This window comes from Halorubellus litoreus (assembly GCF_037081675.1).
GTDB lineage: Archaea > Halobacteriota > Halobacteria > Halobacteriales > Natrialbaceae > Halorubellus > Halorubellus litoreus.
In genome coordinates this window covers 323,915-350,022 of the sequence record NZ_JAZAQL010000004.1, presented here as the reverse complement: position 1 = coordinate 350,022, position 26,108 = coordinate 323,915, and the positions used below count along the sequence as shown (strand labels likewise).

The window sequence follows — 26,108 nt, the reverse complement described above, 5'->3', positions numbered from 1 at the left end:
GATGAATCTGCCGTTAGATAGGACTGCTTTTCACCAGCAAGTGAGTGTTCGTCCTTCTCGCTCAAACTCGCGGTCGGTGATGCGATAGGTTGTCGGGTAGGCCCATTTAGCGTGGAGGTCTTCACCCGAGATCTGGACGTACAATCGAACCGTAACTTCGAAACCCCTGTCGATACGCTGGACATTGACCTCCCGAAACGACATTCTATCGACCGTGACGTTGTCGTAGGTGGCGTTAACCCGCGCTCTCTCGTATCGTCTGTCGAAGTTCTTTGCAAGCGCCGTGGCGGTTTCCCTGGTCAGGTTCGCAGGCTTCGCAGGCACCGACACATTGTACCGGAGCGACGTCGCCATGCAGGTCACTGTCGTCGATGGTGCCGATGAGTATGTTTCATCAGCCGTCTCGATTGTCGTTCCGGCTTCCGTGGTCGTCGTAGTTGGAGGACCGATTGTAGTGTCTGCTGGCGTGGACTGGCTTGCTGGCGACGTAGCACACCCTGCGAGAGCGAGATTCGCCACGACGAACGCAGTCAGGAAACCAATGCGCATGCGCATAGCGACCTGAACTTATGCTAACGGTAAGTGCTTTGTCTGTATCTAACGCTCAGAGTGTCTTGTCGATGTTATGTGTGAGACAGCCAACAGCGAGTTCACGGAACTGTTTCCACCAGTAGCGTGAGCGGACGAATGCGCCGTACTTGCGTTTGAGGCGGGAGTTTACTGTCTCGTTCTGACTCCGTTGACCATAGAGGTCAGCATCCAACCGAGCGTTCCACGCCTTGTGGAGCGACGAAAACTCGCGGTGCTTGATGAGCGGGCGAACACCCTCCTCGTGAGCTAATACACGAATCTTCTGGTCATCGTCTCCCTTGTCGCCGAGGAGAATCCCTACATCACTGGTATTCCGCTTGATAATCAACGGCGCAATTTGCGAGTCATGTTTTCGTGTCGTCGTCACGTGTAAGTCGATGATTGCGTTCGACTTCGTGTCTACGAGGAGCGTGACTTTCAACTGCTGAATAGTCAGCTTCGTTCGCTTTGTATAGTGTTTCGAGGCGTGACTGCGGTCGAAACCGGAGGCATCGATCCCGACGACACCATTAGTCGGAAGAAGCGTGACTGAGAGGTTGAGAAGAACCCGCCAAACAGCCATATCAAGGCGATTGAACGCTTTACACAACGTTGAGGGAGAGGGGAGTTCCATCAGATCGATGGCACTCAGAATCCGGGGCATCTCGATAAGTTCGTCAAGAAGCGTCCGGTACGTCGTATTCTTCCGAACCTTGAGACAGAGCAAGACGATGTGTTGATGAAGTGTGTACCGCCGTTTCGAGAATTTCGAGGAGTAACGAGCGACGGCTCGCCGAGCCAAGTGTATCGCTTGCTCAACGAACCGGAGTAACCGCGACTTCGGGAGGGCTTCCATCTGGTCAGACTACGAGGCGAACCTGTAACTCTCTGAGGATTTCAACAGAGCCTCCGCTCCTTTAATGGTCCAGATGTCCGCTTGTCGATCCCCGGTGTCGGACCGTTCGCATTCGACGTGTTCGAGGTACTGGAACGCGTCCGATTGGTGCGCCTCGAACCGCGACCGCAAGTGTGTCTTGGCCGCTTCGAGGTCGACGGGGCGATACCGAATCGGATTCGATTGCTGGACTTCGACGATTCCGCGTTCTTCGAGGCTCTCAGCAGCGCCGTAGACTTGCGAGCGGGGGACGTCCGCGATGCGGCTGATGTCTCTCGCGGACCCCGTGTCGAGCTTCTGGAGCGCGATGAACACCTTCGCCTCGTAGGACGTGAGTCCGAGGTGCTCGAGCGCGTCGACCGCATCACGTTCGTCCATGTCAGTCCTCTGCGGGCACCTCACCCGCGTTGGGAGTCGCCTCCATCGACGTTGCCTCGTCGAGGCCGACGTACCGCGTCCAGACCACGAGCAGGCTCGGCAGGACGAGCACGCTCGCGAGGAACGCGTAGATGATGGTGATTCCGGTGATGATGCCGAACTGCTGGAGTGGCGGCAGGATGGCGAACGCGAGCACGCCGAACCCGCCGACGGTGGTTGCGGCACTACCGAGCAGTGCCCCGCCGGTCCCGGTCACAGCGGTCCGCATCGCCTCCCACATGGAGTCTGCGCGTTCGAGCTCCTGGTTGTAGCGTTCGCTGAGGTGGATGCTGTACGCGACTCCGAGTCCGACGGTCAGGCTCGTTATCATCCCGGTCAGGATGTTGAACGGGATGTCGAGCAGGAACATCGTCCCGAGGATCCAGCTGACGCTGAGGATGACCGGGAGGATGGTGACGAACCCGAGGGTCGCGCTCCCTTCGGCGATTCGGTAGGTGATCATGAGGAACGCGACGACGGCGACGAGCGTGATGAGCAGGCTCTCGATGACCGTCTGGAGCAGGTTGTCCTGCACGATCTTGAACAGGATCGTCTGGCCGGTGGCGGTCGCTTCGAGCCCGTTCCCGCCGGCGGTGTCTGCGACGGCGCGCATCTGCTCGGTGACGGCCGTGCTGGACGCGCCGCCGTTCACGGAGATGACGAGGCGCGCGGCGGCGTACTCGCCGTCCTCCGTCTGGTGGATGACGCCCGCGGCTTCGTCGGGCGCAATTGCGAACAGCTCGCCGTACACGGCGTTGACGTTCCGGTCGGGCACACCGTCACCGTCGGTGTCCGCGGCATGGAACGTCGCGTTGAACGTCTCGTTCTCCGCGGCGACCGTCTCCATGACCGACAGTGGCCCCTGGATGTTCGGTTCGCCGTTCGAGAGTACCTGCACCGCGTCCTTGTCCGCGGCGGCGTCGCGAGCGGCATCGAGCCGCTCCAACGCGTCTGGTGTCGCGACGTCACCCTGGACGAGGAGTTGCGCCTGGGAGTCCTCGCGGAGGAAGTTCTGATTGACGTATTCGAGGTTGTCCTTGGCAGTGTAGTCGCTTGGCGCGAACGGCTCCGGGAGGTCCTTCGTGAACTCAGGGGGGTCCTGCGCGAGGAAGTCTTCCTGGTTGAAGCTCGTGTCGACCTGCGTGGCACCGTACGCACCGCCGGCGCTCACGAGGAGCGCGACGGCGATGACGGCGTAAGGCGCTTTGCGTGCAGCGGTCGAGCCGGCGGCGAGCACGCTACTGAATCGGCCGCCACCGGTCCCGAACGCGGTCTTCTTGCGGTCCCAGTCGAAGCGGCCTTCGAGGAACTCGTCGATCTCGACCTTCAGCGCCGGGACGAGACCGCCGAAGACGAGCATCGCGGCGGAGATACCGACCGCGCTCACGATACCGAAGTCCTTGATCGGTGGGATGGGACTCGTGAGATTCGCGAGGAACCCGATGACAGTCGTCGCGGTCACGAACAGGAGCGCGACGCCGACGCCGACGAGGCCGACGCGCATCGCGCCGCGGACGTCACTCGCGGTGTGGCGGTTGTTCCGCTCCTCACGGTGGCGCATGAAGATGTGTATCGCGTAGTCGATACTCAGCCCGATGAGGAGCACCGGCACCGCGATCATCATCTGGTTGAACGCGATGTCGGCCCAGCCCATGAAGCCGAACGTCCAGACGAGGACGGCGCCGATGCCGAACACGCCGAGGAGGATGTCGATGAGGTCGCGGTACGCGATGGCGAGCGCGACGACGACGAACAGGAGCGCGAGCGGCCCGACGATGGCGAGGCTGTCCGCCATCGACCGGTTGATCTCGTCGGAGATGATGCCCGACCCGAAGACGAGGACGTCAGTGCCGTCGCCGACGTCGTTCGTGACGCTCTGCATCGCTAGTTGCGCGTCGACGAGGCGGTCGGGGGCGGTCCCCGTCGCGGCGCCGCCACCGGACGCGTGCGTGACGATGAGCATCGTCGCGTTCGCACTCGTGCTACCCGGCTCGTAGCTGGTGGGCATGAACGCGAAAGCGGCGCCGCCGCCGTCGCTGTCCTCGCCGAGGACGAGCGAGAGGGTGTCGTCGATCTCGCTCTGATTCATCGAGCGGAGCTGCTCGAGTTGTGTGTCGAGACTCGGGTTCGACTTGGCCTCGAGTTCGGTCTTCAGGGCAGCGAGTTCCCGGCCGAGTTCCTTGAGCTCGGTTGCCTTGGCTTCGAGTGCTTCACCGCGGTCCTCGAGTTCGGCACCGCGTTGCTGGAGCGTGGCGAACTGTTCAGCGAGGACGCCTTGTGTGCCTTGCCGGTACGCGGCCTCGGCTTCGTCGCGCGAGGTGGCGTTCCGGAGCTGTTCGGCGGCGGCTTCGAACGTGGCGTAGTCGTCGCTGATGTCGACGGTCGTGTTCGCCTCGACCTGTTCGTACTGCGTTCGGATGTCGGCGTTCGGGTTCGCACGCACTGTGTCGAGGGCGCCCCGAAGGAGCCCGACGGTCTCGTTCAGCGCGGTACTCCGTTGTTCGAGTGCGGCCTGTTCGCGCTGGAGCGCGGCGGATTCTTCCACGACGGTCGCGTTCAGGCGCTCGAATCGCGTCGCTTTTTGCTGGAGTTCGGCGCCGATCTCGCTCTGGATGGCGGCCGTTGCGACGATGTTCGAGATGCCGACGACGGAGTTGTTCTCCGCGAGCGTGGTCCCGATGGTGTCGTTTTGCTGCAGTCGCTGTTCCAGTTCGATGATGTCGACGAGGGTCGCCTTGTCGAGGACGTTGTCGTCCCTGACGATGAGTTGTGTGCTCGTCGTGTTGTCGGAGCCAGTGGAGAAGTTCGACTCGATGTAGGAGAGTTTCTTGGACTCCTCGGATTCGCTCTGGAACTGGTCGAGCGAGCTCGATTGGTCGATTCCACTGGCGCCGGCGCCGACGGCGACGGTGAGGACGAGCATGAGCGCGATGACGATTCGCGAGTGCTCCGTTACGGTCTCGAAGAGGCCGTCAAGCCGTCCCATGTCGATACCTCCGTGTGATTCGTGGTCGTGGTGTCAGTGTGGTACTCACAGTTCGTCGGTGCTGACTAAACGTTCAGTCTACAAAAGGGTAGCGTTTGCTCTCGTCACTGTCTACGATTGCATCGAAAAAAGGCTCGAACAGGGGGATTCCGAACCTGAGGTGCCTGTGGGCCGGCATCTTTGCCACCGCTTCGTTTCAGCAGGCGACCGGTCGTCGGTGGTAGACGAGGCGGCAAGTACCCCGCCCACCACTGCAAATCTACTGAACGTACAGTCAATACTTGTATGTTGCGACTCGTCTGCCCAAACCACCGACAGTACACTCACCGCTGCATCTCAGAAGCGCCTCCGTCCACCGCCAGGAGCAGCCACCACAGCGCCTGCCAGCACAGTGAGTCCGAACCCTCACTCGACCCCGCCGATTCGCACCCCTCCACGTCATCCTGGACCACGCCCGCGCCACCCGCGACGCCGACGGCAGGATCCAACGCACCCCCGGAGACAGCCGTCCCACCCAACCGACCGATCATCTGCCGGCCAAATTCCCGAACGGATTCGTCGACCAATTCGCCATACGTCACCGTATGGTCGAGCACGTCCGGCCTCGCACCACCGACCAGGCCACCGATGCGCGCAGCCATCGCACACGAACACCCACTCCCGCGAACGATCACCGAATCCGTCCCCTCATCGACGACACTCGACGGCACCGCGACCACCGGTTCAGAGGCAACTTGGCCCGGTTCTCGACGCTCGTTCCGCGACGCGACCTCCCGCCCCATGCTCCGCACCGCCGACACCACCCGCTCCCCGCGCTCCGAACCACCCACCAGCAACTCGTGGGCGCGAGCGTGCAACCAATCACACCACAGGACAGACTCCGTCACCGCACTCCCGTCACCCTCTCGCGCAGCGATAGCGGGGACCGTGGCCAACGCCTGGCCCTGTCGATCCAGTGCCTCGACGGCAAGCCCGGTCCGGACTGCCGCCGCTGGCGGTTCACTGCCCGCCACTCCGCTTCCCGCCGTCCCGCCTCCCGTCCCGTCCTGCATCGTCTCGACGACCAACGCCGCAACCAGCGACGGCACTCCCACGTCGCCCGCGCCGAATCCCGACCCGAGCGCACGCGGTCGCTCCATGGCAACGGGCCCGTCCAGCCGGGACTCCGTCGCCCGAGCAAGCGACGCCGCGCGTGCCGACACCAGACGGGCCGGCGATTCGATCTCAGTCATCGCCCGACACCTTCCCAGCCGGCTCCGCTGCGACCACGTTGCTCGTCCAGGTCCCACGCGCGAACCACGCCACCGCGGCGACCATCGATAGCACGTTCGACAGCGCTATCGCCAGCCACACGCCACTGGCACCCATGCCGAGAACCTCCTGGAAGACGTACGCCGGCGGCAACCGGAACACCCACAGCGAGAGAATCGCGAACGCCATCGCGAGCCGCGTGCTCCCACTCCCACGGAATGCACCCTGGACTACCTGGAACACCCCGATGAAGAGGAACGTCGGTCCGATGATGCGGAGGTAATCCGCACCGAGTGCGACCACGTCGGGTGCGTCCGCGATGAACACGCTCGTGATCGGGTCGGCGAACGCGTACGCCACCACGCCGACGACCGCCAGCACTCCCGCGACGATACCGGAACTGTAGAGCACTGCCCTCCGGGCGCGTCCCGACTGCTGGGTGCCGAGGTTCTGCCCGACCATCGTCTCCGTCCCGCGCGCCAGGCCGAGGGCCGGGAGGAACACGAGCGAGTTGATGCGGTTCCCGATACCGAGCGCCGCGACCGCGTCGTCGCCGGCGAACGCGACGAGCGCCGTCAGGACCGTGATGCCCAGTGCGCGCGTTGACTGCTCGACGCTCGCCGGCGCGCCCAGTGAGACGATGCGCTTGACCATCGACCAGTCGAGGACGAGGTCCGACGCCGACAGGTGGATGCCCACCCGTCCGGAGAACAACCAGAAGAACCCGAGCAGGGCGCCCACTCCCCGCGAGAACACGGTCGCGAGCGCCGCCCCCTGGACACCGAACCCCGCGAACCCGGTGAGCGCGTACAGCGACGACTGCAACCCGTCGAGGCCGAGCCAGGACAGCAGCACGTTCCCCTCGAATCCGAGGATGAGGAACGGGTCGAGGAGGACGTTCAGGGCGACGCCCAGAGCCATCAGGTACAGCGGGGTTCGCGTATCACCCCAACCCTGGAGGAGCGCTTGAAAGATGAAGAACCCGAACATGAACAGCACGCCGATGAAGATCGTGCGAGTGTACTCGACGGCGAGCTGGTACTCGACGCTGCCCGGAGTTGCGCCGACGAGGTCGACGAGCCACGGCGAGAGGACGTATCCAAGGATGGAGAACGCCAGTGCGACGATCGTGACGAACGCGATGGTCTGCCCGGCGACGTAGTTCACCTGATCGTCGTTGCCCGCGCCCTTGTTCTGGGCGACCAGGACGGTTCCGGCGACCGTGAAGCCGCCCGCGACCGATATCATGAGAAAGACGAGCGGCCACGAGTACGACAGGGCCGACACGGCCTCCTGTCCGAGGCGGCCGACCCAGAAGGTGTCCGCGAGGTTGTACCCGACCTGGAGCAGTTGGCTGAGAACGATGGGGAGCGACAGGACCAACAGTGGCTTCAGGAGGTCGCCGTCGGTGAGGTTGACGTCTCGCGTACTCATGCCTGGAGGTCGTCGGCCGCGAGGTCGTCGAGTGTCGCGTGAATCATCCCGCGGACTGGTTCGACGACGTCGTGGTCAGCGGTGTAACGTTCGAGCATCGCGCCGTTGAGCGACGACAGCAGCCAGGTGGCCGCACGCTCGGCGTTGATGTCCTCCTGGATACGACCGGTCTGGATGCCGTCGGCGATCGCGGTCGCGATGCGGTCGCGGAGGGCGGCGTCGATTCGCGTGAACTCCGCGCGGTACTGGGGGGTACCGATGGCTTGTGCTCGGAGCTGGATGATGGTACGTTGGGCGTCCCGCATGTCGTCGTCGACGTCGACGGCGAGGTACACGTCGACGATTCGCCGGACCGTCGCAAGCGGGTCGGATTCGTCGATGTCGTCGAGGGACGCGAGGAAGCGGTCGCCGGCGAACTCGATGAAGGCAGCGACGAGTTCGTCCTTGGAGCTGTAGTGATAGTAGAGCAGGGACTTGCTCTTGTCGAACTCCTCGGCGATGTGGGCGATTGTGAGGTCGGTGTAACCGTATCTGCGGAGGGCGCGGTAGGTGGCTTCCATGATCTGGATCTGGGTGCTGGTGCCTTCCGCGTCGGCGGTGTCCTCAGACATCGTCCCGTCCTCGTTCGGGTCGGTGGCTGTCGAAGTCGCCGAGGTCGGTCGTGCACCAGTGACAGAACTCGAGGTCGGGGTCGAGGGGCTTCCCACAGTGTGGGCAGTCCACGCTGTCGTCGGTGGCGTCGGTGTTGTCGGTGTCGGGGTCGCCGACGGGGTACGTGGCGTTGGCGGCGTCGTCTCGGGGGGTGGTGTTGGTCTGGCTGGATCCGCGGTTGCCCAGCGACGCGTGGAGGCGGTTACTGAGTTTGGCGATGAGGTAGGCGTCCGTGACGCTCAGTGCGATGACGGTGAGCGTTGGGAGGAAGGGTTCGAGCGGGACGGTGTCGGCCGCGGTCGCTGCTGTGAGGACCGGTTCGGGAACGTAGAGGACGGTGACGGCGGTGGTGAGGGCGAGCCACCCGATGGCGCGGAGCCAGCGGCGCAGGTAGAGGTGGCCGGCGCCTGTAGCGAGGACGCCGAGCAGTGCGGCGAGCCAGGGGCGTCTGGCGGATGAACGTTCGACCATGATGCTGAATAAACGTTCAGTCAGCATAAGTCCTGTGACCCGTCACCCACCACAGCACCAAATGACGTACCCCCGTCCCCGTCGAAGCAACACCCGCAAGAATCGACCACCAGCGACCGCCACCCACACCACACTCCAGAGACAGACACGCAACGCCTCCACGCGAACGCACCGAGGACCGCGCCGAACCCGACTCAGGAGTACTTGAACAGGGTCGCCTCCAGATAGGACTCAATGTACCCACGGTTCTCGTGGAGCACCGACGGGTCGTCGACCGTCACCCCGCGCTCTATCGCACCGTACGCTGTCGAATACACGAACTCCGCAACCTCACGCGAGTTCACAGCCCGGAACACGTCCTCCTCGATACCCCACTCGATCGCGTCCACGAGCAACGACACGACCAGCTCGTCCGACCGCTCGAACTGCTCGCGGTACGACTCGTGATACGGCGCCTGCGCCCGCAACTCCAGCAACGCCCGCAGGAACGTGAACCGCTCGTCCTCGAGCTCACTCGGCAACAACAGGTCGACGACCTCGAGCAGGTGCGACTTCGGATCCTCACCGTCCGAGGCTGCCAGATCCGACTCCAACTGGTCCAAGAGGTACTCGAGGAACGCCCCGAGCAACTCCTCCTTGTCCTCGTAGTGATAGTAGATGAGTGACTTGCTCTTGTCGAACTCGTCGGCGATCTTCGAGATCGTCGTCGCGGAGTACCCGTGCTGGAACAACGCCCGGTACGTCGCCCGCATTATCTCGTCGGTCGTCTCCGCATCGTCGCTCGACTCGCTCATTACCCGGTCATAGACGGACCCCGCAGTAAACCGTTGTCACTCGCCACCTGCACCGTTGCCCGGGGCCGAAGGAGTCGCGAAGACTCGCGATGACGGACACGTCGTGGGGTGACTGGCCGAACGCCGCTGTCAGAGCGATCGTTCGAAGTCCCGCAAGCGCTCGATGCGCGCCTCCGTGCTCGGGTGCGTACTGAACAGGCGGCCGACGAAACCGCTCCTGAGCGGCTGGATGAAGAACGCATTCATCTCGGCCCGCTCGCGAGCATCTCGCTTCGGGACGGCGTCCATCCGCGTGTCGATGCGTTGGAGTGCGCTGGCGAGCGCGCTCGGCCGGCCCGTGATGGCGACCGCGCCGCGGTCGGCCGCGAACTCCCGGTACCGCGAGAGCGCACGCATCAGGAGGAACGAGATGATCCAGACGACGAACGAGGCGATGACGGCGACGAGCGCCGACGGATTCTCGTCGTCACCGCCGAACAGCCAGCCCCACCGGAGGACGAACATCGCGATGGTCGAGAAGAACGACGCGACAGTCATGATCATGACGTCGCGGTTCTTGACGTGCGCGAGTTCGTGGGCGACGACAGCTTCGAGTTCGTCGTCCTCGAGGGTCTCGAGGAGACCGGTGGTGACGCAGACGGTGGCGGCGGACTGCGAGCGCCCGGCCGCGAACGCGTTCGGAGTCTTGGTCTGCGCGACGGCGACCGACGGTTTCGGGAGGTCTGCCTGTTGGCTGAGTCGGGTGACGACCGCGTGGAGCTGTGGATACTCGTCGGCGTCGACGGTGCGTGCACCCATCGCGCGGAGTGCCAGGCGGTCGCTGAGCAGGAACTGGCCACCGAGGAGCGTGCCCATGACGAGGACGCTGACGAGGAGGCTGGCGTCGACGAGGACGAGGACGCCGACGAAGCCAGCGTAGAGGCCGGCGAGCAGGACGACGGTGACCACCATGCGTGCCTGAAGTCCGCGGTCGGTTGGGAGTGTGCGTGTCATATGGGTTGTGGGTGGGTCTCGTCAGGTGTAGCGTAGTGGCTTACTCAGGTGCTGGTGCCGTGGTGGATACTGTCCGGTGGTTCGACGATGAGACGGCCGTCGCTGTGGACGGAGACGGTGCAGGCTGCGACGACGAATTTGACGACGCCTGTGGAGGGGACCGAGGTGTTATCTGTGTCAAAGAGGTCACGGAGCGAGCGTGCGTGTGCGCGGTCGTACTGGTCTTCGATTGTGCTGCGGGTTCTGCCAGTTGCGGTTACGACTCCCTCGACGATGACGTCGTGGAGCGAGGTGGTCTCGTTCCAGGTGGTGCGATAGATGCCGGTCGTTGTGGTGGTCTGGCTGGTGCGGGACATTGGTTGAGGTGGGCTCATGCCCATTTTTGAATGAACGTTCAGTCAATATAAGCCTTGTCGTCCTGAGTCGGAGACGCAATATTCCAATGGGAACCTCCGATGAGAGCCAAACGGGCACTATCACAACCTCGATGAGAGAGGTGGATTTAATGTGTGCCTTTCTTTCATCGTAGGCTATCTACTCAGTCCATCTGCGTGTTGACCAACGGCCGTCAGTCCGTCAGTGACCGTCCACGCGAGCATCGCAAGCGCATTTCGCCGCCGGAGCCATCGAAGACGGCGGAGGCGGACTTGTTGACCCCTGTTGTTGCCGCGAGCGGTGCCCACACGGAGCGAAGCGACCGAGGTGCCCCGAGGGGGAAAGATTGTCTGTGTCTATCAATCCGACAGTAACGCCTGCGGTAGGTGCGAGAAGATGAAGCACATTGCTTGTCTGATTGGCTTCTTGGATGGCGATTATGGCCTGTCAAGAGCAGCTGTTGACCGATGCGTAAATCGTCGGGACGAAGCTCAGAACCGCACTCGAAAGCGACCAGTCGCTTTGTACCGCACTTCGACAGTTGGCGGGGCCGTTCGGCTTGCTCGATGACGGATATCCCGAATGGCACCCCGCACCCCACTCCTTCGAGGGCATGATGCGCTTGTTCATCTACCGAGAGCTCACCGGCAAGAGCTACCGCGCACTCACCAGATATCCCGAACTGGCCGACGTATTCAGACTCAAGAAGATCCCCAACGAATCGGTGCTCTCCCGGACCTGGCGCAACCGATTCGATGACACCACCAGAGAATTCGTCACTACAGCCGCACACTACGTCGTCAAAGAGATTCACGACCACGACATCCACGTCCCCGAAGCCCGACCCAAAGCGGAGGTCGTGTCCTCAGACCGAGACCCGAATGCGTTCCCGGACAATTTAGACGAGAACGACCCACGCGAGTTCACTACCGAGCAGATCAAGCGGACAACGCGACTCGCTCGGGACCACGGCTTCGACGGATTCGACTCCCGTCGTGCCGCGAACGCCACCTACGAGGACACCCAATTCTTCGAGTTACAGACGTTCATGGGGATGGTCGGCTGTGGCACGCCACAAGGCACTCGAAGGATTACAGGGTGCGGCTGTTCTACTTCGTGTTCGCCGTCCTCCTCTACAACATCTGGCGACTCACCGACTTCCTGCTGAAAGCAGGCGTCGATGGAGAGATGGACTACGCACCCGTGTTGACCGCGGGCGAATGTGTCGAGATCGTCGTCTCGGCGTTGATCCCTCCCGACTGACAAGCTGAACCCCCGCTGAGTTCGCTGCTCGAAAGTGGCGACACTATCCAGCAACGCTAGAATTCACGCAATTTCGCACCTCTATCCGATAGTCACGGCCATAACAGTTCGATATCCTCCCTTGACCGCCGAGAAAAACCACGAGTAGACGGAGAGATGGTCTAGAACTAGCCCATCCTCCGAACCTGTGGGGAAGGAGACGTAGTAGTTTTTTGTATAGCGATATGTGGTTTACTCCGGTTCGGTCCCTGTGGTGGGCAGAAATCGTGTGTGCAACTGACTGGTCTCGTCAGTAACACACAAATATGTTACTGCTGAACAACAAGAATGCCCAATCCCGCGAAAACCCTGTTCTCAAAATCCGCCACCGCAAGCGAACCCAGCTCTTCCCCGAATCAGGTTCCCACCCCGCGATCTGCACTCCGAGAACCGCCAGCTCTCGGCTAACCTCGGTCATTGGTTGCTTCTTGCTGATTCTCGGTCAGGCTCCTGACTGACCCACACACTGATTATGCAGGAGATAATATTATCGTGCACATAATGATTGATCGGGACGCAGAACGAGACTGGCTCCACTCACACCTCACCAGCGACACCGAAGACCTCCTCGTCCTCTACGGCCGACGCCGCGTCGGTAAAACCACCCTCGTCACAAGCGTCCTCAACTCACTCGACACACCAACGTTCTACTACCTCTGCGACGAACGCGGCACCACCCAAAACGCCCGCCGCTTCGCCGACCACTGCGCAACCGAGCTCGACGACATCCCACCAGACGTCGACGGCTTCGTCGACGCCTTCGAATACCTCACCCGCCGCCTCGACAGCCCTGCAGTCGTCGCCTTCGACGAATTCTCCTACCTCGTCGACGAAGACGACACCATCCCCTCCGTCTTCCAGACCATCGTCGACCAAACACTCGACGGCACAGGCATCTCCCTCGTCCTCCTCGGCTCGTCCATCTCCATGATGGAAGAAGGCGTCCTCAGCTACGAGAGCCCACTCTACGGCCGCCGAACCGGCCAATGGCGCATGGAACCGATGACGCTCGGCGACGCCGCCGGCTTCTTCCCCGACTACGACCCACGCGAACTGATTGAAGCCTACAGCATCCTCGGCGGCATCCCTGCCTACCTCGAACAGTTCGATACCAACCGAGCCCTGCTCGACAACGTCGAACAATTCGTCCTCTCCAAGGGCGCTTTCCTCAACGAAGAACCAGAGTTCCTGCTCCGCCAGGAACTCCGCGAACCACCAACCTACATGGCGATTCTCGAAGCCATCGCCGGTGGAGCGACGCGAGTGAGCGAAATCGGGAACGAGATTGACCGAGACGCCAGTTCCATCTCTCGGTACCTCCAGAACCTCACGCGCATCGCACTCGTCGAACGCGAAACACCAGTCACTGACCCCGACGGCCGTGGTGTCTACCGGATCACCGACCAGTTCCTCCGGTTCTGGTTCCGATACGTCCTCCCGAACCGAGCGACCCTCGAACAGGGCAACACGACGCCGGTTCGACGAGCTATCGAGAACACGCTATCCGAGCATACAAGTTGGACGTTCGAAACCGTCTGCAGACAGGTCGTTCGAACCGCTGCGTTCCCCGTGACTTGCTCGCGAGTCGGCCGGTGGTGGTACGGGGAGAACGAGATCGACGTGGCCGGAATCAACGAGCAAACGGAGACGCTCCTGCTCGGTGAATGCAAATGGACCACGGGCGAAGTGGGGCATGGGTTGCTTGCTGACCTCGAAGCGCTCGAGAGCGACGTCCGCTGGCACGGAACCGACCGGTCGGTCGTCTATGCCCTGTTCGCTCGCGAAGGCTTCACCAGCGAACTCCAGGAAGCGGCTGCCTCCCGGGAGGATCTCCGTCTGTTCACACCAGGTGCTGTCGTCGACCTCTTCGAAACGTCGCACTCTAGCTGAGCTGTACGACGCCGCGCATCCCCTGACAGGGCCGTAATCTGACTGTAACAACCACAAAGTACTAGCGAGGACGATGAGAAAACCAGGATAGGTTGCACACCATCGCGTCGGGCCGACCACACAACTCTCCAATCTATGGCTGATTCGACGAATTCCGCGGACCAACTCGAAGGAACTGACGCCCACGGACCACCTACGCGCCGCTGGACCGACCAGGACCTCGGCGACATGCAGCAGTACTTCTGGCGGCACGTCGCCTCCGACGCCGGCGCCGACGGCATCGACGTCGACACCGAGAAACCGACTGCCAGCTGGCTCGCAGACAACGGTTATCGGCCGTTCGTCGCCGCCCTCCGCCGTCACCACGACGTGACTTTCAGTGAGTTCTGGAGCCAGCACATCGCCCCCGACGCGGACGTGGATGGCTACGATTGGGCGTCCAACGACCAAGTCACAATCGACGCCCTGGAGCACTTCCTGGACCGGCGCGCGAGCCGCTACGGCCTGAGTGACGCCAGTGTCGACACCCTCCGCTACCGCCTCAACACCTACCTCAAAGCATTCAAGGGTGCGAACGACCACGCCGACCTCCTCCACTCTGTCGCTCGAGACACGGACATCCCTGCGTACGAGAGCGTCGACGAGGTTTTCGCCGCCTTCGACCACCTAAACGAGCGTACCGAGAAGAGTGACACCACGATCAAGCGGGTCGCCGACATCGTCGAATCGTTCTACAGTCACCTCGTGTCCCGCCAGGTCGCCGCCACGAATCCCGCCGCCGGGCTCGACGACGAATTCAAGTGGGACACTACCACCGACGGCGACACGCCCGCCCTTCGAACGGAGCACGTGCAAGCACTCATGGACGCTGTCGAAGGGCTCGAGGAGGAACTGTTGGTCGTCGCCCTCGCCGCGTGGGGGTTGCGTGCGAACGAGGTCGCCAAGCTGCACGTCAGGCAGCTCGACCGCGACGGTGGGGACGTCCCACGTCTCGAGTTCGCCGAACGGAAGAACGGTCCCGGGTCGGTTAGCATCCTCTACGGGATGGACGTCCTCGAGGATCGACTCGCGCAGTTGAGCGACCGCTCGTCGTGGAACGGGTACCTGTTTCCGTCGACGCAAGCGGACGCGGACCACATCTCGCGGCAGACGGTCTGGCGGCGCTTCCGCGAGCTCGCCGACGCCGCCGGACTGCCAGAACGTATCGACGGTGAGCGGCCGTCGCCGCAGCTGTGTCGGCGGTTCTGGTACGACAAGTACTCGGAGACGCTCGAGGAAGTCATCAGCGGGCTCGAGGATATCGCCGCCGAACAGGGCAGCAGCGACCCCGAGGTAGTCCTCCAGAACTACCTGTCCGAGGACCGCGCCCGACGGCTGCGACGGGATGCCATGCGCGAGCGCCTTGCAGCAGCATTCGCCCCACCGAACGAGACGCTTGATGATTGAGAATCATCTGGATGCCGCGCGTGAATCAGCGGGGCAGGGTGAGTCCACCGAGGGTCGAGCTCGATCGGGTAGTCCAGTCTCTCAATACGTCTCGTCGTGTGAGTGCGCGGCGACGGCGTCCAATTGCGACAGCGTGTCCGTGATCGTCAATCGGTCGCGAACGGTCGTGGTCGGTACCTCGCGGAGGAGATCCCGTATCTGATCGCGGAGCGCCTGGAACTCGGGTGAGGCCGGGATGTGCGTGGCAGTGAGGGCGATGAGCTCGAAGAAGGCGTCGGCGTATTCGCGACTGCCGCACCCGCTGCACAGTGGTTGCATTCCGGAGCCGGACTCGTGGGAGTGGTAGCCCGAGAAGAAGTCGGGTGGGCCCGATGGCGTGGACGCGAGTGCGTCTTCGAGCGGTTGGACGAGGTCCGCCGGCGAGATCACGTCGTGGTTCGTCGCCCTGATCGCTTGCCTGACGTATCGACGGAGGTCGCCCGCTCCAGAGAGCAGCTGGGTCACCACGGCCGTCGCGAACTCGATCGGGTCCACGGCTTCGAGCAGCCCGATCGTCTTGAGCGACAGGAACTCTGATTCGAGCTCCGAGATCCCGCCCCACGTTCGTTGGCGGTGGTAGTCGACGAGCGGCCTCACCGAGTCCGACGCCAGTTCGGGGGACGCGACGAGCAGTTCGCCGAGGGCTTCGGCGGGCCCGTCGTAGCCGTCTTCGGTGAGTTCGACGGCGTCGGCGAGGCAGTTCACTGTCGCCGTGGCGCGTCGACGGTCCCGGAGGGACCGGCACGCGAGGCCGCCGACGGTGAGCCATTGCTCGAGTCCAGCGGTCCTGCGCGCTCGCTCGCACTCCACTGAGGTGACGGTCGCGAGTCCTGTCGAGGGCGACACGACGGTCTGTCCGATGGACGTCAGCGCGCTGTCGCTGATCGATGTGTCGTGCTGTCCGTATCCCTCGAGGAGCTCCCGGCCGAGCGTTCGCGCGAACGGGTCCTCCGCGGCGACGAGGAGGCCGAGCGTCTGGCGGTCTGCCGCGGCCGGCTCCCCGGATCCGCGTATCGTTCGAGCGGCCGTGGCGACGGCGTCCGGGACGACCGAGGGCGTCGCGAGTGCGGTCTCGCCGAGGACTTCGGCGGGGAGCGTGGTGTGCCTGCGCGGATGGATGGGTGGTTCGTCCCGCTCGTTGCTCGCCGACTCGTCCGCCGTCGACTCGGATTGACCCACGATGACGGGTGGGTCTGCTTCCTGGGTCTGGCCAGTCGGCGGACGGTCTCGAGTCCACTCGACGAGCGGGGCGTGGGTCTCCGCGAGTGGCACGTCCGGGGTCACGGCGGCTTGGCTAAGCGCTCGGAGTGGCGGCCCGAACTCCTGGTGGTCGGTTACGTGTTGGGCTCGGACGTGTTCGACGAGCGTCCGGAGTCCCTCGGCGGGGCTCGTCCGGTTCGCGGCAGTCGTCTCGCCCAGTGCGATAGCGTACGCCGTGCGTTCGTCGCCGAAAGCGGTGCGGACGTGCTCGGCCAGCAGGTCGAGGCCTGAGTCCGCGGCGGATGCGGTCGCTCGGAGTTCGCCGAGCGCCTGTGCCGTCCGGTCACGGCGGTTCGAGCCTCGATCCGCGTCCTGCACCCGGGCCGCGAGGGCGTCGGTCGCGTCGGCGACGGATTCCGGCTCGAGCGCGGCGACCTCACCGGCCACTCCGAGTGCACGGTCGGTGTCGAGGGCGTCGCTGACGGCGGTTCGCGCCACGGATGCGGTTCGTTCGAACGGTTCCGGGATGACGCTGCCCGTGACGAACGCGCCGAGGAGCCACGCCACCTGCTCGTGTCGTGAATGCTCGGTCGTTGTCACTCGCTCGCACAGCACCGCCGCGACGTTCTCGTCGTCGTCGGCGATACGGAGCACGACGTCCCCCACGGCCGTCAGGAGCGCCTCGTCGGACCTGTCACCGAGGGCGCGTGCGCGCTCGAGGAGCGGTCGAAGCGCGTCAGGGGCGAGGTCTGGAGCCTCGAGCGCGACCGCGCCCGCAGTCGGCAGCACCGACTCGCTCCTGATGACGGCGAGGTGGCCGAAGTCGACCTCCCACTCGCGGCTGAGCGCCTGGAAGACGCAGCTCGACGACTCGTCGCCGGCCACGACCACCCGACCGAGGAACTCGGTCAGGGTTCGCTTGGAGAGGTGGGCGTCGCCGGGGTCGATTCGGTCTACGACCACGGCGAGCGACCGCACTGCTTCGGGGAGGACTTCGGGATACGTCGTCGCCACCTCGCCGAGCGACCTGGCGAACTGCGACTGGGAGTGGTCCGACGACTCCCGGACTCGCGTCGAGAGCGTTCGGACCGCGCCTCTGGGCGAGTCGACGTCCGACGCGACGAGTTCACCTATCGCGCGGAGCACCGGGTCGCGCTCGAAGTTACGCCGCTGGCGCGCCCTGTGAACGAGCGGTTCGACGAGTGCGTCGGGGTTCGTGTCGGTGGCGACGACGTGTCCGAGCCGCACCGAGAGTGTCGGCCGCACGTCGGCGTCTGCTGCCCCGAGGCACGCTCGAAGGTACGCTCTCGGGTCAGAGCGGACGTCCCCGTCGTCGTCCGTGACGTCGATTCCGAGTGCATCGCAGACGAGCAGCGCCACACTGCTGATTGCGGTGGAGTCGGATCGAAGCGTCGATTCGAGGCCGCGGCGGAGCGTCTCGTCGCTGGCGGGGAGGGTGTCGGGGAATCGCGTCGCCACGGCTGCGAGGAGTCTGACGCCATCGATGGCCGCGCGGTCGTCGACCGTCTCGAGCCACGCGCCGACTGTGGACGCGAACTCCGCTGGGCGACCCGCGGCCACGACGGACTCGGCGACCGCGTCCGGGCGCCACTTCGCGGCCTCCCCGAGGAGCAGGAGACCGCCGCCGGACGCCCGCGGTCGTCCGTCCAGGTGGACCACGTCGACGAGGGGCGCTAGCAACGACCGGAGCGGTTCGCCCGCGTCCTCGTACGCGTTGACGGTGGCGAGCCCCCACAACCGGTCGAGTGCATGGCGTATCTCGGTGCGGATCGCCCGTGAGATCGGTCGGTGGAGCATCGTTCCCGCCCGATGGCCGAACGACCGTTTCGCTTCCTCGCGGAACACCTCGAGCAGGACCGGGACGAGGAGCGTCCTGGCAGAACGGTCCTCCAGTTCTCTGACCGCCGCGCATGCCTTTCGTCGGTCGGTCAGCGCGCCGAGTTCGGTCGGACACCCGTCCGGTGCGCGAAGTCGCTCGGCGAGGTCGACGACCCGTTCGCGGACGGCCTCGTCCTCGATGGCGTCGGGCGACCGCAGTAGCGGTCTGGTCATGGAGACTCACCGACCGTGTCACGCGGAGGGTCGTTCTTCGGCGTCGCATTGGCACCGCTGTGGTCCCGACGCGACCGCGGCGGCTCGATAGCAGGCAATTCGAGGAGTGCCGTCAGCATGCTCGCGTCGGGAACCGGTTCACGAACGGCCGTCACGTTGCTCTCCGGCTACAACTCGTGTAGCCTTCAGCGTTCGCCTCTGGTCGGCAACGTCGTCAGGTTCGCGAAGGTCGCTGGGTCGAGCGTCGCGCGGTCCCACGCTCCCCGCGTCGAGGCGTGGGTCTAGTTCTCGAAGTCGACGCGTGGGTCGTAGACCATGTAGGCGACGTCCTGGAGGTAGTTCGCGAGGACGCCGGTGAGGACGGTGAGTACGGCGATGGTGAGGACGAGGGGGAGGTTCTGGTCGAGGACGGCTTCGATGGTGAGTTCGCCGATGCCGGGGACGCCGAAGACGTACTCGACGATGAAGACGGCGAGGACGACGGTGCCGAGGAGTTCGGTGAAGAACACGGACACCATGGGGATGGCGGTCTGTCGGAAGACGTGGCGGCCGACCTGCCAGCTGCCGCCGCCTTTCGCGCGGGCGACCTTGACGAAGTCGGCCGACGCGTACTGCTTGAGGATGTCGCCGGCGTACCGGAGTTGGACCGCGAGCAGGAACAGGGTCATGACGGTCGTCGACCAGAGGGCTGCTTCGAGGTTCCGGACGGTGAACGCGCCGCTCGCGCGGTCGTAGATGCGTATCACGTCGAAGGCCTCGAAGAACGGCACGAGGAGCGTCTCGCGCATGGCGAGCGCGAGCAGGAAGACGGGGATGCTGACGGCGACCAGCGACGCGGCAGTGACGTACGAGTCGAGCGTCGTGCCCTCGCGGCCGATGGTGTACACGCGGATGCCGACGCCGACGACGACGGCGAGCGCGAGTGATGGAACGAGGTACGCGGCGGTGTACGCGAGGTGGTCGAGGGTCGTCGCGACGACCGGTTCGTCCCAGATGGTCAGCGTCCACGCGAGCCAGTCGACGTACTGCGCGAGCACGGGGTCCGACGGCGACGCAGTGACCTGGTCGCTGGCGAGCAGGCCCTCGGTGAACGGCGTCAGCGCGATGTACGCGAACGCGAGCGTGAACGCCGCCCACACCGTCACCGCGAGCCCCAGCGTCCGACGCACGAGGAACCCGAGTCGGTTCATGGCGCCGGGACGGCGACGTTGTCGGACGTCGCCAGAGTCGACGGGTCAGCGTCGTGGAGGGCTGGCAGTTGGCCCGTGTCAGCGGCCGGTACCAGAGCGCGACCGCCGGGGGTAACGTTTACTTGGGATGGGGACACTTGATGATACATCGATACGTTCACCTCGCGAACTGGAACCACTTAATCTTTCGACGCGACCCCAACACCGAGCCGCCCGCCATGACCCCTCCATCGACAGCAGCGACCTGCCCGCCATGACCCCGCCAACGACAGCAGCGAGCCGCCCGCCATGACCCCGCCAACGACAGAGCAGTCGGATTCGGCCGCTCAGCCGGAGCGCTTCCAGGACGTCGACTGGGAGCAGGCCACCGGCAGCGAGCGGTGGCTCTCTCGGTCGACGTGGCTGTTCCTCGCGGGACTCGGGGTGCTCGCGGTCGGCTTCTCCCACGAGCACGTCGCCGGAAACTCGCTCCCACTCGTCGCGAACCTCGAACCGCTGGACTGGTTGTTCGCGGCGTCGGTACTCGCGATCCTCGCGTTCGTCGTCGCACCGCTCGTTCGCGAGCCCGCGGCGGCGAAGCGACACTGGGTGCGACTCCGGCAGAGCCCGGCCGCCTTCCTGAGTCTCGCGTTCGTCGTCGCGTTCGTCGCGGTCGGGATCGCGGCGCCCGTCCTCGTCTCCGAGCCGACGGGTATCGCGTTCGACCGGGCGAGCCAGCCACCCGTCGGGCTCTCCGTCGAGACCGTGCACCTGTTCACGCCCGGGTCGTGCGTCGGCGACGTCGCGAACGGGCGGTGTCACGGCACGCTCCAGTACCCGCTCGGGACGACCTCGACGGGGAAGGACCTCCTGCCGTTCCTCCTGCTCGGCGCGCACACGGCGCTGGTGGTCGCGGTCGTCTCCGCGACCCTCATGGTCCCGACCGGTATCGGCGTCGGGCTGCTCGCGGCGTACGCCGGCGGGCGCGTCGACGAGGTCCTGATGCGCGCCGCCGGCGTCTCACAGACCGTGCCCGCGCTCGTCGTCTACCTCCTGTTCTGGTGGTGGAACGACGAGTACCGCCTGCTCGTCTTGCTCCTCGTGTTCGGGTTGACGAACTGGGGCGGGCTCGCCCGCCTCGTCCGGAACGAGGCCATCCAGTTGCGCGACCGCCCGTTCGTGAAGGCGGCGCGAGCGACCGGCGCGAGCAAACTCGACGTCATGCGCCAGCACCTCCTCCCGAACATCGCGCAGCCGGTTCTCACGAACGTCACCCTCCAGATTCCGCTACTCGTCGTGACGGAGGCAGCACTGTCGTTCATCGTCCTCCGCTCGCCGTTCGACGGGGAGATGGTCACGCTCGGCGACCCGACCGTCGTGTCGTGGGGCCAGACGATCAGTCTCGGCACCGCCAAGGGCGGCGTCGCACCCGAGTGGTGGGTCGCCGCCATCCCGGGCGCGTTGCTCGTGGGAACGATGCTGGCGTTCGCCCTGCTCGGCCGGACGCTCGGCGAAGCCGTCACCCCACAGACCGACAACTGACCGGCGCGTCGAACGTGCCCACAGTCAGTTGGTTTCGATGCTCTGTGGTCGCGTCGAGAGCAGACGAATTCGGGGGCGGGTGGGAGAACTGCGGGGTCAGGGCCAGAGGCCGCGTGCTTCGTGGGCGTCGGCGATCCGGGAGAGCGCGACGATGTAGGCGGCGTCGCGCCACGTCACGTCGCGCGTCTCGTACTCCGTTCGAACGGCCTCCCAGGCGGCCTGCATCTCGGCGTCGAGTTCCTCGTTCACGCGTTCGAGCGACCAGGCGCGCCGGTTGATGTCCTGCAGCCACTCGAAGTACGAGACGGTGACGCCGCCCGCGTTCGCGAGGATGTCGGGTATCACCGGGACGTCTCGCTCGGCGAGGATGGCGTCGGCGGTGGACGTCGTCGGGCCGTTCGCGCCTTCGACGACGAGGTCCGCGGCGACGGCTCGGGCGTTCTCCTCGGTGATGACGTTCCCGAGTGCGGCCGGGACGAGGACGTCGACGTCGAGCGTGAGCAGGTCGGCGTTCGAGATGACGTCGTCGGCGTACTCGGTGACGGCTTCGGGTTCCTCGTCGTGCGACGGGACGCTTCGGGTGTCGATGCCGTCGGGGTCGTACATCGCGCCGTTGACGTCGCTGATCGCGACTATCGTCGCGCCCCAGTCGTCGAGCAGTCGGGCGGCGTTCGCGCCGACGCTCCCGTACCCCTGGATGGCGACGGTCGTCTCCGCGAGGTCGCGGTCGTAGTACTCGCAGAGGAGTCGCGTGACGATGGCGACGCTCCGGCCGGGCGCTTCCTCGCGGCCTTCGCTGCCGCCGACGACGGGGGGTTTGCCGGTGACGACGCCGGGCGTGGTCTCGCCCTCCTGCATCGAGTAGGCGTCCATCAGCCACGCCATCGTCTGGGGGTCCGTTCCCATGTCGGGCGCGGGGATGTCCTGGTTCGGGCCGATGACGTCGCGGAGTTCCTGCGCGAACCGACGCGTCAGTCGCTCCTTCTCGGTCGCGCTCAGCTCCTTCGGGTTGACCGCGATACCGCCCTTGGCGCCCCCGAACGGGAGGTCCATGACCGCGCACTTCCAGGTCATCCACATGCCGAGGCCGACGCATTCGTCTCTGGTGACGTCGGGGTGGTACCGCAGGCCGCCCTTGAACGGGCCGCGGACGCTGTCGTGTTGTGCTCGATAGCCCGTGAACACGTTGACGGAGCCGTCGTCGCGCTCGATGGGAACGGTCACCTCGTGGACGTTCTTCGGGTGTCTGAGTCGTTCGACGATGCTCGGGTCGATGTCGAGGTGCTCGGCGGCGTGGTGGAGCTGTCGCCGAGCGGTTTCGAGCGCTGTCTCGGGCTCCGGGTCCTCGGTCGCGGCATCGTCCGACGTCGGTCGCGCGGAATCTGTCTGTGATGCCATCGTTATTCGAGTGGTGTTCGGCGATTCCGCATCGCGCCGCTGCAGTCCGGGCACCCCTCGGGGGGGTTCTCCGCGATCATGATGTTGCCACAGCCGAAGCACTCGTACGGTGTCTCTTGGTCGGATTCGGGGTCGACGTCTCTCATGATTGGTCGGGTGTGCCGGCGAGGCACCCCGACCCAGTGTAATAAGTGTATTAGGGAATACACAGGGATTAATCACCCAACCCCGACAGAAGACCCCGGTTCGTTATTGAACCCTACCGGTGCCCGTGACCGGCGCGTTGGACTCCTCGAAGAGCGTCTCGAAGAGCTTCCGCTGGACGGTCCGCGAGTGCTTGTAGAACGCCGGCGGGGAGATGCCGAGCGTCTCCGCGACCTCCTCGCCGGTGCTGTCGCGCGGCGACTCGAAGAACCCGCTGAAGTACGCCGTCTGCAGGACCTCCAGCTGTCGGTCAGTCAGCTTCTCCAGGACCGTCGCCGTCAAGTCGTGCTCGATGGACTGGTCGAGCGTCTGCTTCGACCGCAGCGCGACGCTGTCGAACGTCTCCCGGACGAGCCCCGTGAGCGTTCGCGCGTCGATACCACCCGGGATGTCGATGACGAGCGTCGTGGCGCTCGGACTCGCCGTCGCCTCCTGGAAGACGGCTCCGTGGTCGGCGAGTTCGAGCGCGAGGAACGGCTGCGTGAGCCGTAACCGGACCACGCCGCCCTCGCCGTCGCCGCTGATGCGCTGGGCGTCGTCGATACCGACCAACTGCGAGGCGGCGTCGACGACCGCATCCACGCTCCCGTCCTCGACGGTCACGAACACGTCGCTGCCTTCCGTCGACTGCTGGACGCCGCCCTGGTAGGAGAGCGTACACCCCGCGTCCGCCGCCAACCGCGAGAGGACGAACGCCGGGTCGTCGACCTCGAACTCGAGGCGCGTCATCGACGTCGTGAGCAACGCGTGCTTGCGCTCGATGGCGCTCAACGCGGCGGCGATCGTCTCGCCGAGTTCGGCGAGGACGGCCTCCGTCGTCTCGTCGAACGCGTCCTGACTGGGCGCGTACACCGTCAACACGCCGTGCGTGAGGTCGTTGTAGACGAGCGGGATGCTCACCACCGAGAGGTAGTCCCGCGCGAGCGCGTCCTTCCGCCACGGGTCGTCCCGAAGCCCGGCAGCCACGTTCGGCACCTTCGTCACCTCGCCGGTCGCCGCGGTCTGCCCCGCGGGTTCCGCGTTCGCGGCGTCGACCGCGAACGCCTGGCTGTCGAGATACCCCTGTTCGCGGCCCGCCCACGCGCGCGGCGTGACCGCGTCCGTCGTCGCGTCGACGGTACCGATCCACGCGAACGCGAACCGGTCGTCGCCGGTCAGGAGCTCGCAGACCGTGTGGTCGATCTCCTCCTGGGTCTCCGCGGCGACGATGGCCTGGTCGATCTCGCGGATCGTCTCGTTGATGCGATTCAACGCCGTCAGCTGGTCGTTCTGCGCCTGCAGCATCCGGTCCTGCTCCCGGAGTCGCGACTCGCGAGCGACGCGGTCGAGCGCGGCCTCGGCGGTCGCCGCGAGCAGGTCGGCGAGTTCTCCCGTGACGGCGTCGAACCCACCGACCTGGTCCGACCCGCTGACGAACACGCCGTGCTCGCCGAGCGGGATGTACGTCGCGCTCCGGAGGTCGGTCGCCCGGTTCTCGAGTCGAGACGCGTCGTGAACGTCCTCGAAGAACAGCGGTTCGTCCTCGACGAAGCTGTAACTCGGGAGCGTCTCGCCGTCGGCGCGAACCGTCGGGAGCGGGCCGTTGAGCTCCCGCATCTGCGACGTGTACGCCGTCGGGCGGAGTTCGTTGACCGCCGCGTCGAACAGGTAGACCGCGCTCGCGTCCAGCCCGAGGACGCCGCTCGTATCGTCGACGACGTGCTGGGCGATCTCCTGTTGGGTTTCGGCGTACAGGAAGTCGCGAGCCGTCTCCTGGAGCGTCGCGAGCGCCTCCTCGCGTTGCTTGCGCTTCGTGATGTCACGACAGCTGAACAGGAGGGTGCCGTCCTGGATGGCGACCTCGCGAACGTTCACCAGCAGCGTGTGCTCGCGGCCCGCCTTGTCGACCGCCGTCGTCTCGATGTTCTTGAGGACGCCCTCGGCGGCGAGTTCCTCGCGGTCGAAGAGGTCCGACCCGAGCAGGTCGTCGATGGTGCCTTGCTCGTGGATCTCCTCGGCCGTGTACCCGAAGATGAAGTGCACGTTCGGGCAGACGTAGGTGTACTCGCCGTCCTCGTTCGTGATGAGGACGGTGTCGGTCATGTTGTTGAGCGTCACGCGATGCAGTTCCTCGGACTGCCGGAGGTCGCGTTCGAGGTCGACGCGCTCGGTGACGTCGACGGCCTCGACGACGACCGACACGACGTCGCCGCGGTCGTTCTCGACCGGTCGCACGGAGAGGTCGAACACCCGCGACCCCGCGACTTCCGGGGGTTGCATGACGACGGCGTTCCCGAACTCGCCGTCGAGCGCCGTCTGGACGAGTCGCTCGACGTCCGCGTTCTCCCCGTCCGCGGCCCACCACGGGAGCGTCCAGAACGGCTCCGCGACCAGGTCGGCGGTCGATGCGTCGACCATCTCGCGAGCGGTCTCGTTCACCCGTTCGAGCCGGCCGTCCGGGTCGAGCACCCACGTCGCGGTCCGCGCATCGTCGAACATGGCGTCGAACTGTCTGGCGCGCTCCCGCTGGGTCCCACTGCGCTGGGCGGTCCGGAGCGCGCGCTCCACTCGCTCGAGGACGTCCTCGAACTGGTCGTCGACCGGGTCCGAGAGCGCGACGTAATCGCTCACCCCGGCCGCGATGGCATCGCTCGCGAGGGACTCGCTCCCCTCGCCGGTACAGAGCACGACCGGGAGCGTCCCGGTCTCGCCCCGCACCTCTCTGATGAGTTCGATGCCGGTGGCGTCCCCGAGTTCGTAGGCGCTGACGACGCAGTCCACGCCGCCCTCCTGCAGGACGTCGAGCGCCGCCGCCTTCGTCTCCGCACGCTTCGCGCTCGCCTCGGTCTCGGCTTCGAGCGTCGCGGTGAAGCCCGCGGTCCAGTCGGCGTCCCCGACGACCAGTACCGTCGCCGAATCGACGACCGGGGAGGACGCCTCCATCAGGCCACCCCGCGACGACCGCGACCGATCAACGCGGCTTCGAACGGGCGCGCTTCCCAGTTCCCCTCGTCGTCCGAACTCGACCG

20 protein-coding genes are annotated in these 26,108 nt (G+C 65.2%); 4 read left to right on the top strand and 16 right to left on the bottom strand.

Going from position 1 to position 26,108, the window contains the following annotated elements; all coding sequences use genetic code 11:
- Positions 1-30 precede the first annotated feature (30 nt).
- The 11 genes from VYJ16_RS19135 to VYJ16_RS19085 form a co-directional block, all read right to left on the bottom strand.
- Positions 31-354, bottom strand: coding sequence for a hypothetical protein (locus VYJ16_RS19135; protein ID WP_336351921.1), 324 nt, complete (start codon positions 352-354; stop codon positions 31-33).
- A gap of 250 nt (positions 355-604) precedes the next feature.
- Entirely contained in the window at positions 605-1,426 is an 822-nt protein-coding gene (locus VYJ16_RS19130; RefSeq protein WP_336351920.1) for an IS5 family transposase, read from the bottom strand.
- Positions 1,427-1,435: 9 nt separating this feature from the next.
- On the bottom strand, positions 1,436-1,843 hold the full coding sequence (locus tag VYJ16_RS19125) for a TrmB family transcriptional regulator (RefSeq protein WP_336351919.1): 408 nt from the start codon (positions 1,841-1,843) through the stop codon (positions 1,436-1,438).
- Between the two features lies 1 nt (position 1,844).
- On the bottom strand, positions 1,845-4,868 hold the full coding sequence (locus tag VYJ16_RS19120; RefSeq protein WP_336351918.1) for an MMPL family transporter: 3,024 nt from the start codon (positions 4,866-4,868) through the stop codon (positions 1,845-1,847).
- Positions 4,869-5,191: 323 nt separating this feature from the next.
- Positions 5,192-6,100: a hypothetical protein gene (locus VYJ16_RS19115; protein WP_336351917.1), complete on the bottom strand. Its 909-nt coding sequence runs from the start codon at positions 6,098-6,100 to the stop codon at positions 5,192-5,194.
- The gene (locus VYJ16_RS19110; RefSeq protein ID WP_336351916.1) at positions 6,093-7,553 is read right to left on the bottom strand and encodes an MATE family efflux transporter; all 1,461 of its coding nucleotides are present in this window, start codon (positions 7,551-7,553) and stop codon (positions 6,093-6,095) included. The genes VYJ16_RS19115 and VYJ16_RS19110 overlap by 8 nt, the downstream gene beginning before the upstream one ends.
- A complete protein-coding gene (locus tag VYJ16_RS19105) occupies positions 7,550-8,164 on the bottom strand; it encodes a TetR/AcrR family transcriptional regulator (protein WP_336351915.1) in 615 nt (204 codons plus the stop codon). The genes VYJ16_RS19110 and VYJ16_RS19105 overlap by 4 nt, the downstream gene beginning before the upstream one ends.
- On the bottom strand, positions 8,157-8,675 hold the full coding sequence (locus tag VYJ16_RS19100; RefSeq protein ID WP_336351914.1) for a zinc ribbon domain-containing protein: 519 nt from the start codon (positions 8,673-8,675) through the stop codon (positions 8,157-8,159). Before VYJ16_RS19100 ends, VYJ16_RS19105 begins: the two co-directional genes overlap by 8 nt.
- Before the next feature lie 194 nt (positions 8,676-8,869).
- Positions 8,870-9,469 (bottom strand): TetR/AcrR family transcriptional regulator, encoded by a 600-nt coding sequence (locus VYJ16_RS19095; RefSeq protein WP_336351913.1) that lies wholly within the window; start codon positions 9,467-9,469, stop codon positions 8,870-8,872.
- A gap of 129 nt (positions 9,470-9,598) precedes the next feature.
- Positions 9,599-10,462, bottom strand: coding sequence for a zinc metalloprotease HtpX (gene htpX / locus VYJ16_RS19090; RefSeq protein WP_336351912.1), 864 nt, complete (start codon positions 10,460-10,462; stop codon positions 9,599-9,601).
- A 44-nt stretch (positions 10,463-10,506) separates the two neighbouring features.
- Complete coding sequence (locus tag VYJ16_RS19085) at positions 10,507-10,818, bottom strand: HalOD1 output domain-containing protein (RefSeq protein ID WP_336351911.1); 312 nt, start codon at positions 10,816-10,818, stop codon at positions 10,507-10,509.
- A gap of 1,117 nt (positions 10,819-11,935) precedes the next feature.
- Between VYJ16_RS19085 and VYJ16_RS19080 the strand changes: the two genes are divergently transcribed.
- The 3 genes from VYJ16_RS19080 (at position 11,936) to VYJ16_RS19070 (ending at position 15,475) form a co-directional block, all read left to right on the top strand.
- Positions 11,936-12,100 (top strand): hypothetical protein, encoded by a 165-nt coding sequence (locus tag VYJ16_RS19080; RefSeq protein ID WP_336351910.1) that lies wholly within the window; start codon positions 11,936-11,938, stop codon positions 12,098-12,100.
- Positions 12,101-12,640: 540 nt separating this feature from the next.
- A complete protein-coding gene (locus VYJ16_RS19075) occupies positions 12,641-14,029 on the top strand; it encodes an ATP-binding protein (RefSeq protein WP_336351909.1) in 1,389 nt (462 codons plus the stop codon).
- 135 nt (positions 14,030-14,164) lie between these two features.
- Positions 14,165-15,475 carry a tyrosine-type recombinase/integrase gene (locus VYJ16_RS19070; protein ID WP_336351908.1) on the top strand — a complete coding sequence of 437 codons (1,311 nt, stop codon included), beginning with the start codon at positions 14,165-14,167 and terminating at the stop codon, positions 15,473-15,475.
- Between the two features lie 81 nt (positions 15,476-15,556).
- Here the strand turns inward: VYJ16_RS19070 and VYJ16_RS19065 are convergent, their stop codons facing one another.
- Both VYJ16_RS19065 and VYJ16_RS19060 read right to left on the bottom strand, forming a co-directional pair.
- Positions 15,557-18,787 (bottom strand): hypothetical protein, encoded by a 3,231-nt coding sequence (locus VYJ16_RS19065; RefSeq protein WP_336351907.1) that lies wholly within the window; start codon positions 18,785-18,787, stop codon positions 15,557-15,559.
- A 281-nt stretch (positions 18,788-19,068) separates the two neighbouring features.
- Positions 19,069-19,977, bottom strand: a complete 909-nt coding sequence (locus VYJ16_RS19060; protein WP_336351906.1) for an ABC transporter permease — start codon at positions 19,975-19,977, stop codon at positions 19,069-19,071.
- A gap of 288 nt (positions 19,978-20,265) precedes the next feature.
- Between VYJ16_RS19060 and VYJ16_RS19055 the strand changes: the two genes are divergently transcribed.
- Complete coding sequence (locus tag VYJ16_RS19055; protein WP_336351905.1) at positions 20,266-21,498, top strand: ABC transporter permease; 1,233 nt, start codon at positions 20,266-20,268, stop codon at positions 21,496-21,498.
- Positions 21,499-21,594: 96 nt separating this feature from the next.
- On the opposite strand, the gene gdhB is transcribed toward VYJ16_RS19055, so the two are convergent.
- From gdhB to VYJ16_RS19040, 3 genes are all read right to left on the bottom strand, one after another.
- Positions 21,595-22,896, bottom strand: coding sequence for a glutamate dehydrogenase GdhB (gdhB, locus tag VYJ16_RS19050; RefSeq protein ID WP_336351904.1), 1,302 nt, complete (start codon positions 22,894-22,896; stop codon positions 21,595-21,597).
- Between the two features lie 2 nt (positions 22,897-22,898).
- A complete protein-coding gene (locus VYJ16_RS19045; protein WP_336351903.1) occupies positions 22,899-23,042 on the bottom strand; it encodes a rubrerythrin-like domain-containing protein in 144 nt (47 codons plus the stop codon).
- Between the two features lie 103 nt (positions 23,043-23,145).
- The gene (locus tag VYJ16_RS19040) at positions 23,146-26,022 is read right to left on the bottom strand and encodes a bacterio-opsin activator domain-containing protein (RefSeq protein ID WP_336351902.1); all 2,877 of its coding nucleotides are present in this window, start codon (positions 26,020-26,022) and stop codon (positions 23,146-23,148) included.
- Positions 26,023-26,108 lie beyond the last annotated feature (86 nt).

Coding starts and splice junctions, on each gene's coding strand:
- VYJ16_RS19085 (WP_336351911.1), bottom strand. CDS start 10,818: ATGTCCCGCACCAGCCAGACCACCACAACGACCGGCATCTATCGCACC.
- VYJ16_RS19120 (WP_336351918.1), bottom strand. CDS start 4,868: ATGGGACGGCTTGACGGCCTCTTCGAGACCGTAACGGAGCACTCGCGA.
- VYJ16_RS19075 (WP_336351909.1), top strand. CDS start 12,641: ATGATTGATCGGGACGCAGAACGAGACTGGCTCCACTCACACCTCACC.
- VYJ16_RS19100 (WP_336351914.1), bottom strand. CDS start 8,675: ATGGTCGAACGTTCATCCGCCAGACGCCCCTGGCTCGCCGCACTGCTC.
- VYJ16_RS19040 (WP_336351902.1), bottom strand. CDS start 26,022: ATGGAGGCGTCCTCCCCGGTCGTCGATTCGGCGACGGTACTGGTCGTC.
- VYJ16_RS19070 (WP_336351908.1), top strand. CDS start 14,165: ATGGCTGATTCGACGAATTCCGCGGACCAACTCGAAGGAACTGACGCC.
- VYJ16_RS19110 (WP_336351916.1), bottom strand. CDS start 7,553: ATGAGTACGCGAGACGTCAACCTCACCGACGGCGACCTCCTGAAGCCA.
- VYJ16_RS19045 (WP_336351903.1), bottom strand. CDS start 23,042: ATGAGAGACGTCGACCCCGAATCCGACCAAGAGACACCGTACGAGTGC.
- VYJ16_RS19125 (WP_336351919.1), bottom strand. CDS start 1,843: ATGGACGAACGTGATGCGGTCGACGCGCTCGAGCACCTCGGACTCACG.
- gdhB (WP_336351904.1), bottom strand. CDS start 22,896: ATGGCATCACAGACAGATTCCGCGCGACCGACGTCGGACGATGCCGCG.
- VYJ16_RS19115 (WP_336351917.1), bottom strand. CDS start 6,100: ATGACTGAGATCGAATCGCCGGCCCGTCTGGTGTCGGCACGCGCGGCG.
- VYJ16_RS19130 (WP_336351920.1), bottom strand. CDS start 1,426: ATGGAAGCCCTCCCGAAGTCGCGGTTACTCCGGTTCGTTGAGCAAGCG.
- VYJ16_RS19060 (WP_336351906.1), bottom strand. CDS start 19,977: ATGAACCGACTCGGGTTCCTCGTGCGTCGGACGCTGGGGCTCGCGGTG.
- htpX (WP_336351912.1), bottom strand. CDS start 10,462: ATGACACGCACACTCCCAACCGACCGCGGACTTCAGGCACGCATGGTG.
- VYJ16_RS19135 (WP_336351921.1), bottom strand. CDS start 354: ATGGCGACGTCGCTCCGGTACAATGTGTCGGTGCCTGCGAAGCCTGCG.
- VYJ16_RS19095 (WP_336351913.1), bottom strand. CDS start 9,469: ATGAGCGAGTCGAGCGACGATGCGGAGACGACCGACGAGATAATGCGG.
- VYJ16_RS19055 (WP_336351905.1), top strand. CDS start 20,266: ATGACCCCGCCAACGACAGAGCAGTCGGATTCGGCCGCTCAGCCGGAG.
- VYJ16_RS19105 (WP_336351915.1), bottom strand. CDS start 8,164: ATGTCTGAGGACACCGCCGACGCGGAAGGCACCAGCACCCAGATCCAG.
- VYJ16_RS19065 (WP_336351907.1), bottom strand. CDS start 18,787: ATGACCAGACCGCTACTGCGGTCGCCCGACGCCATCGAGGACGAGGCC.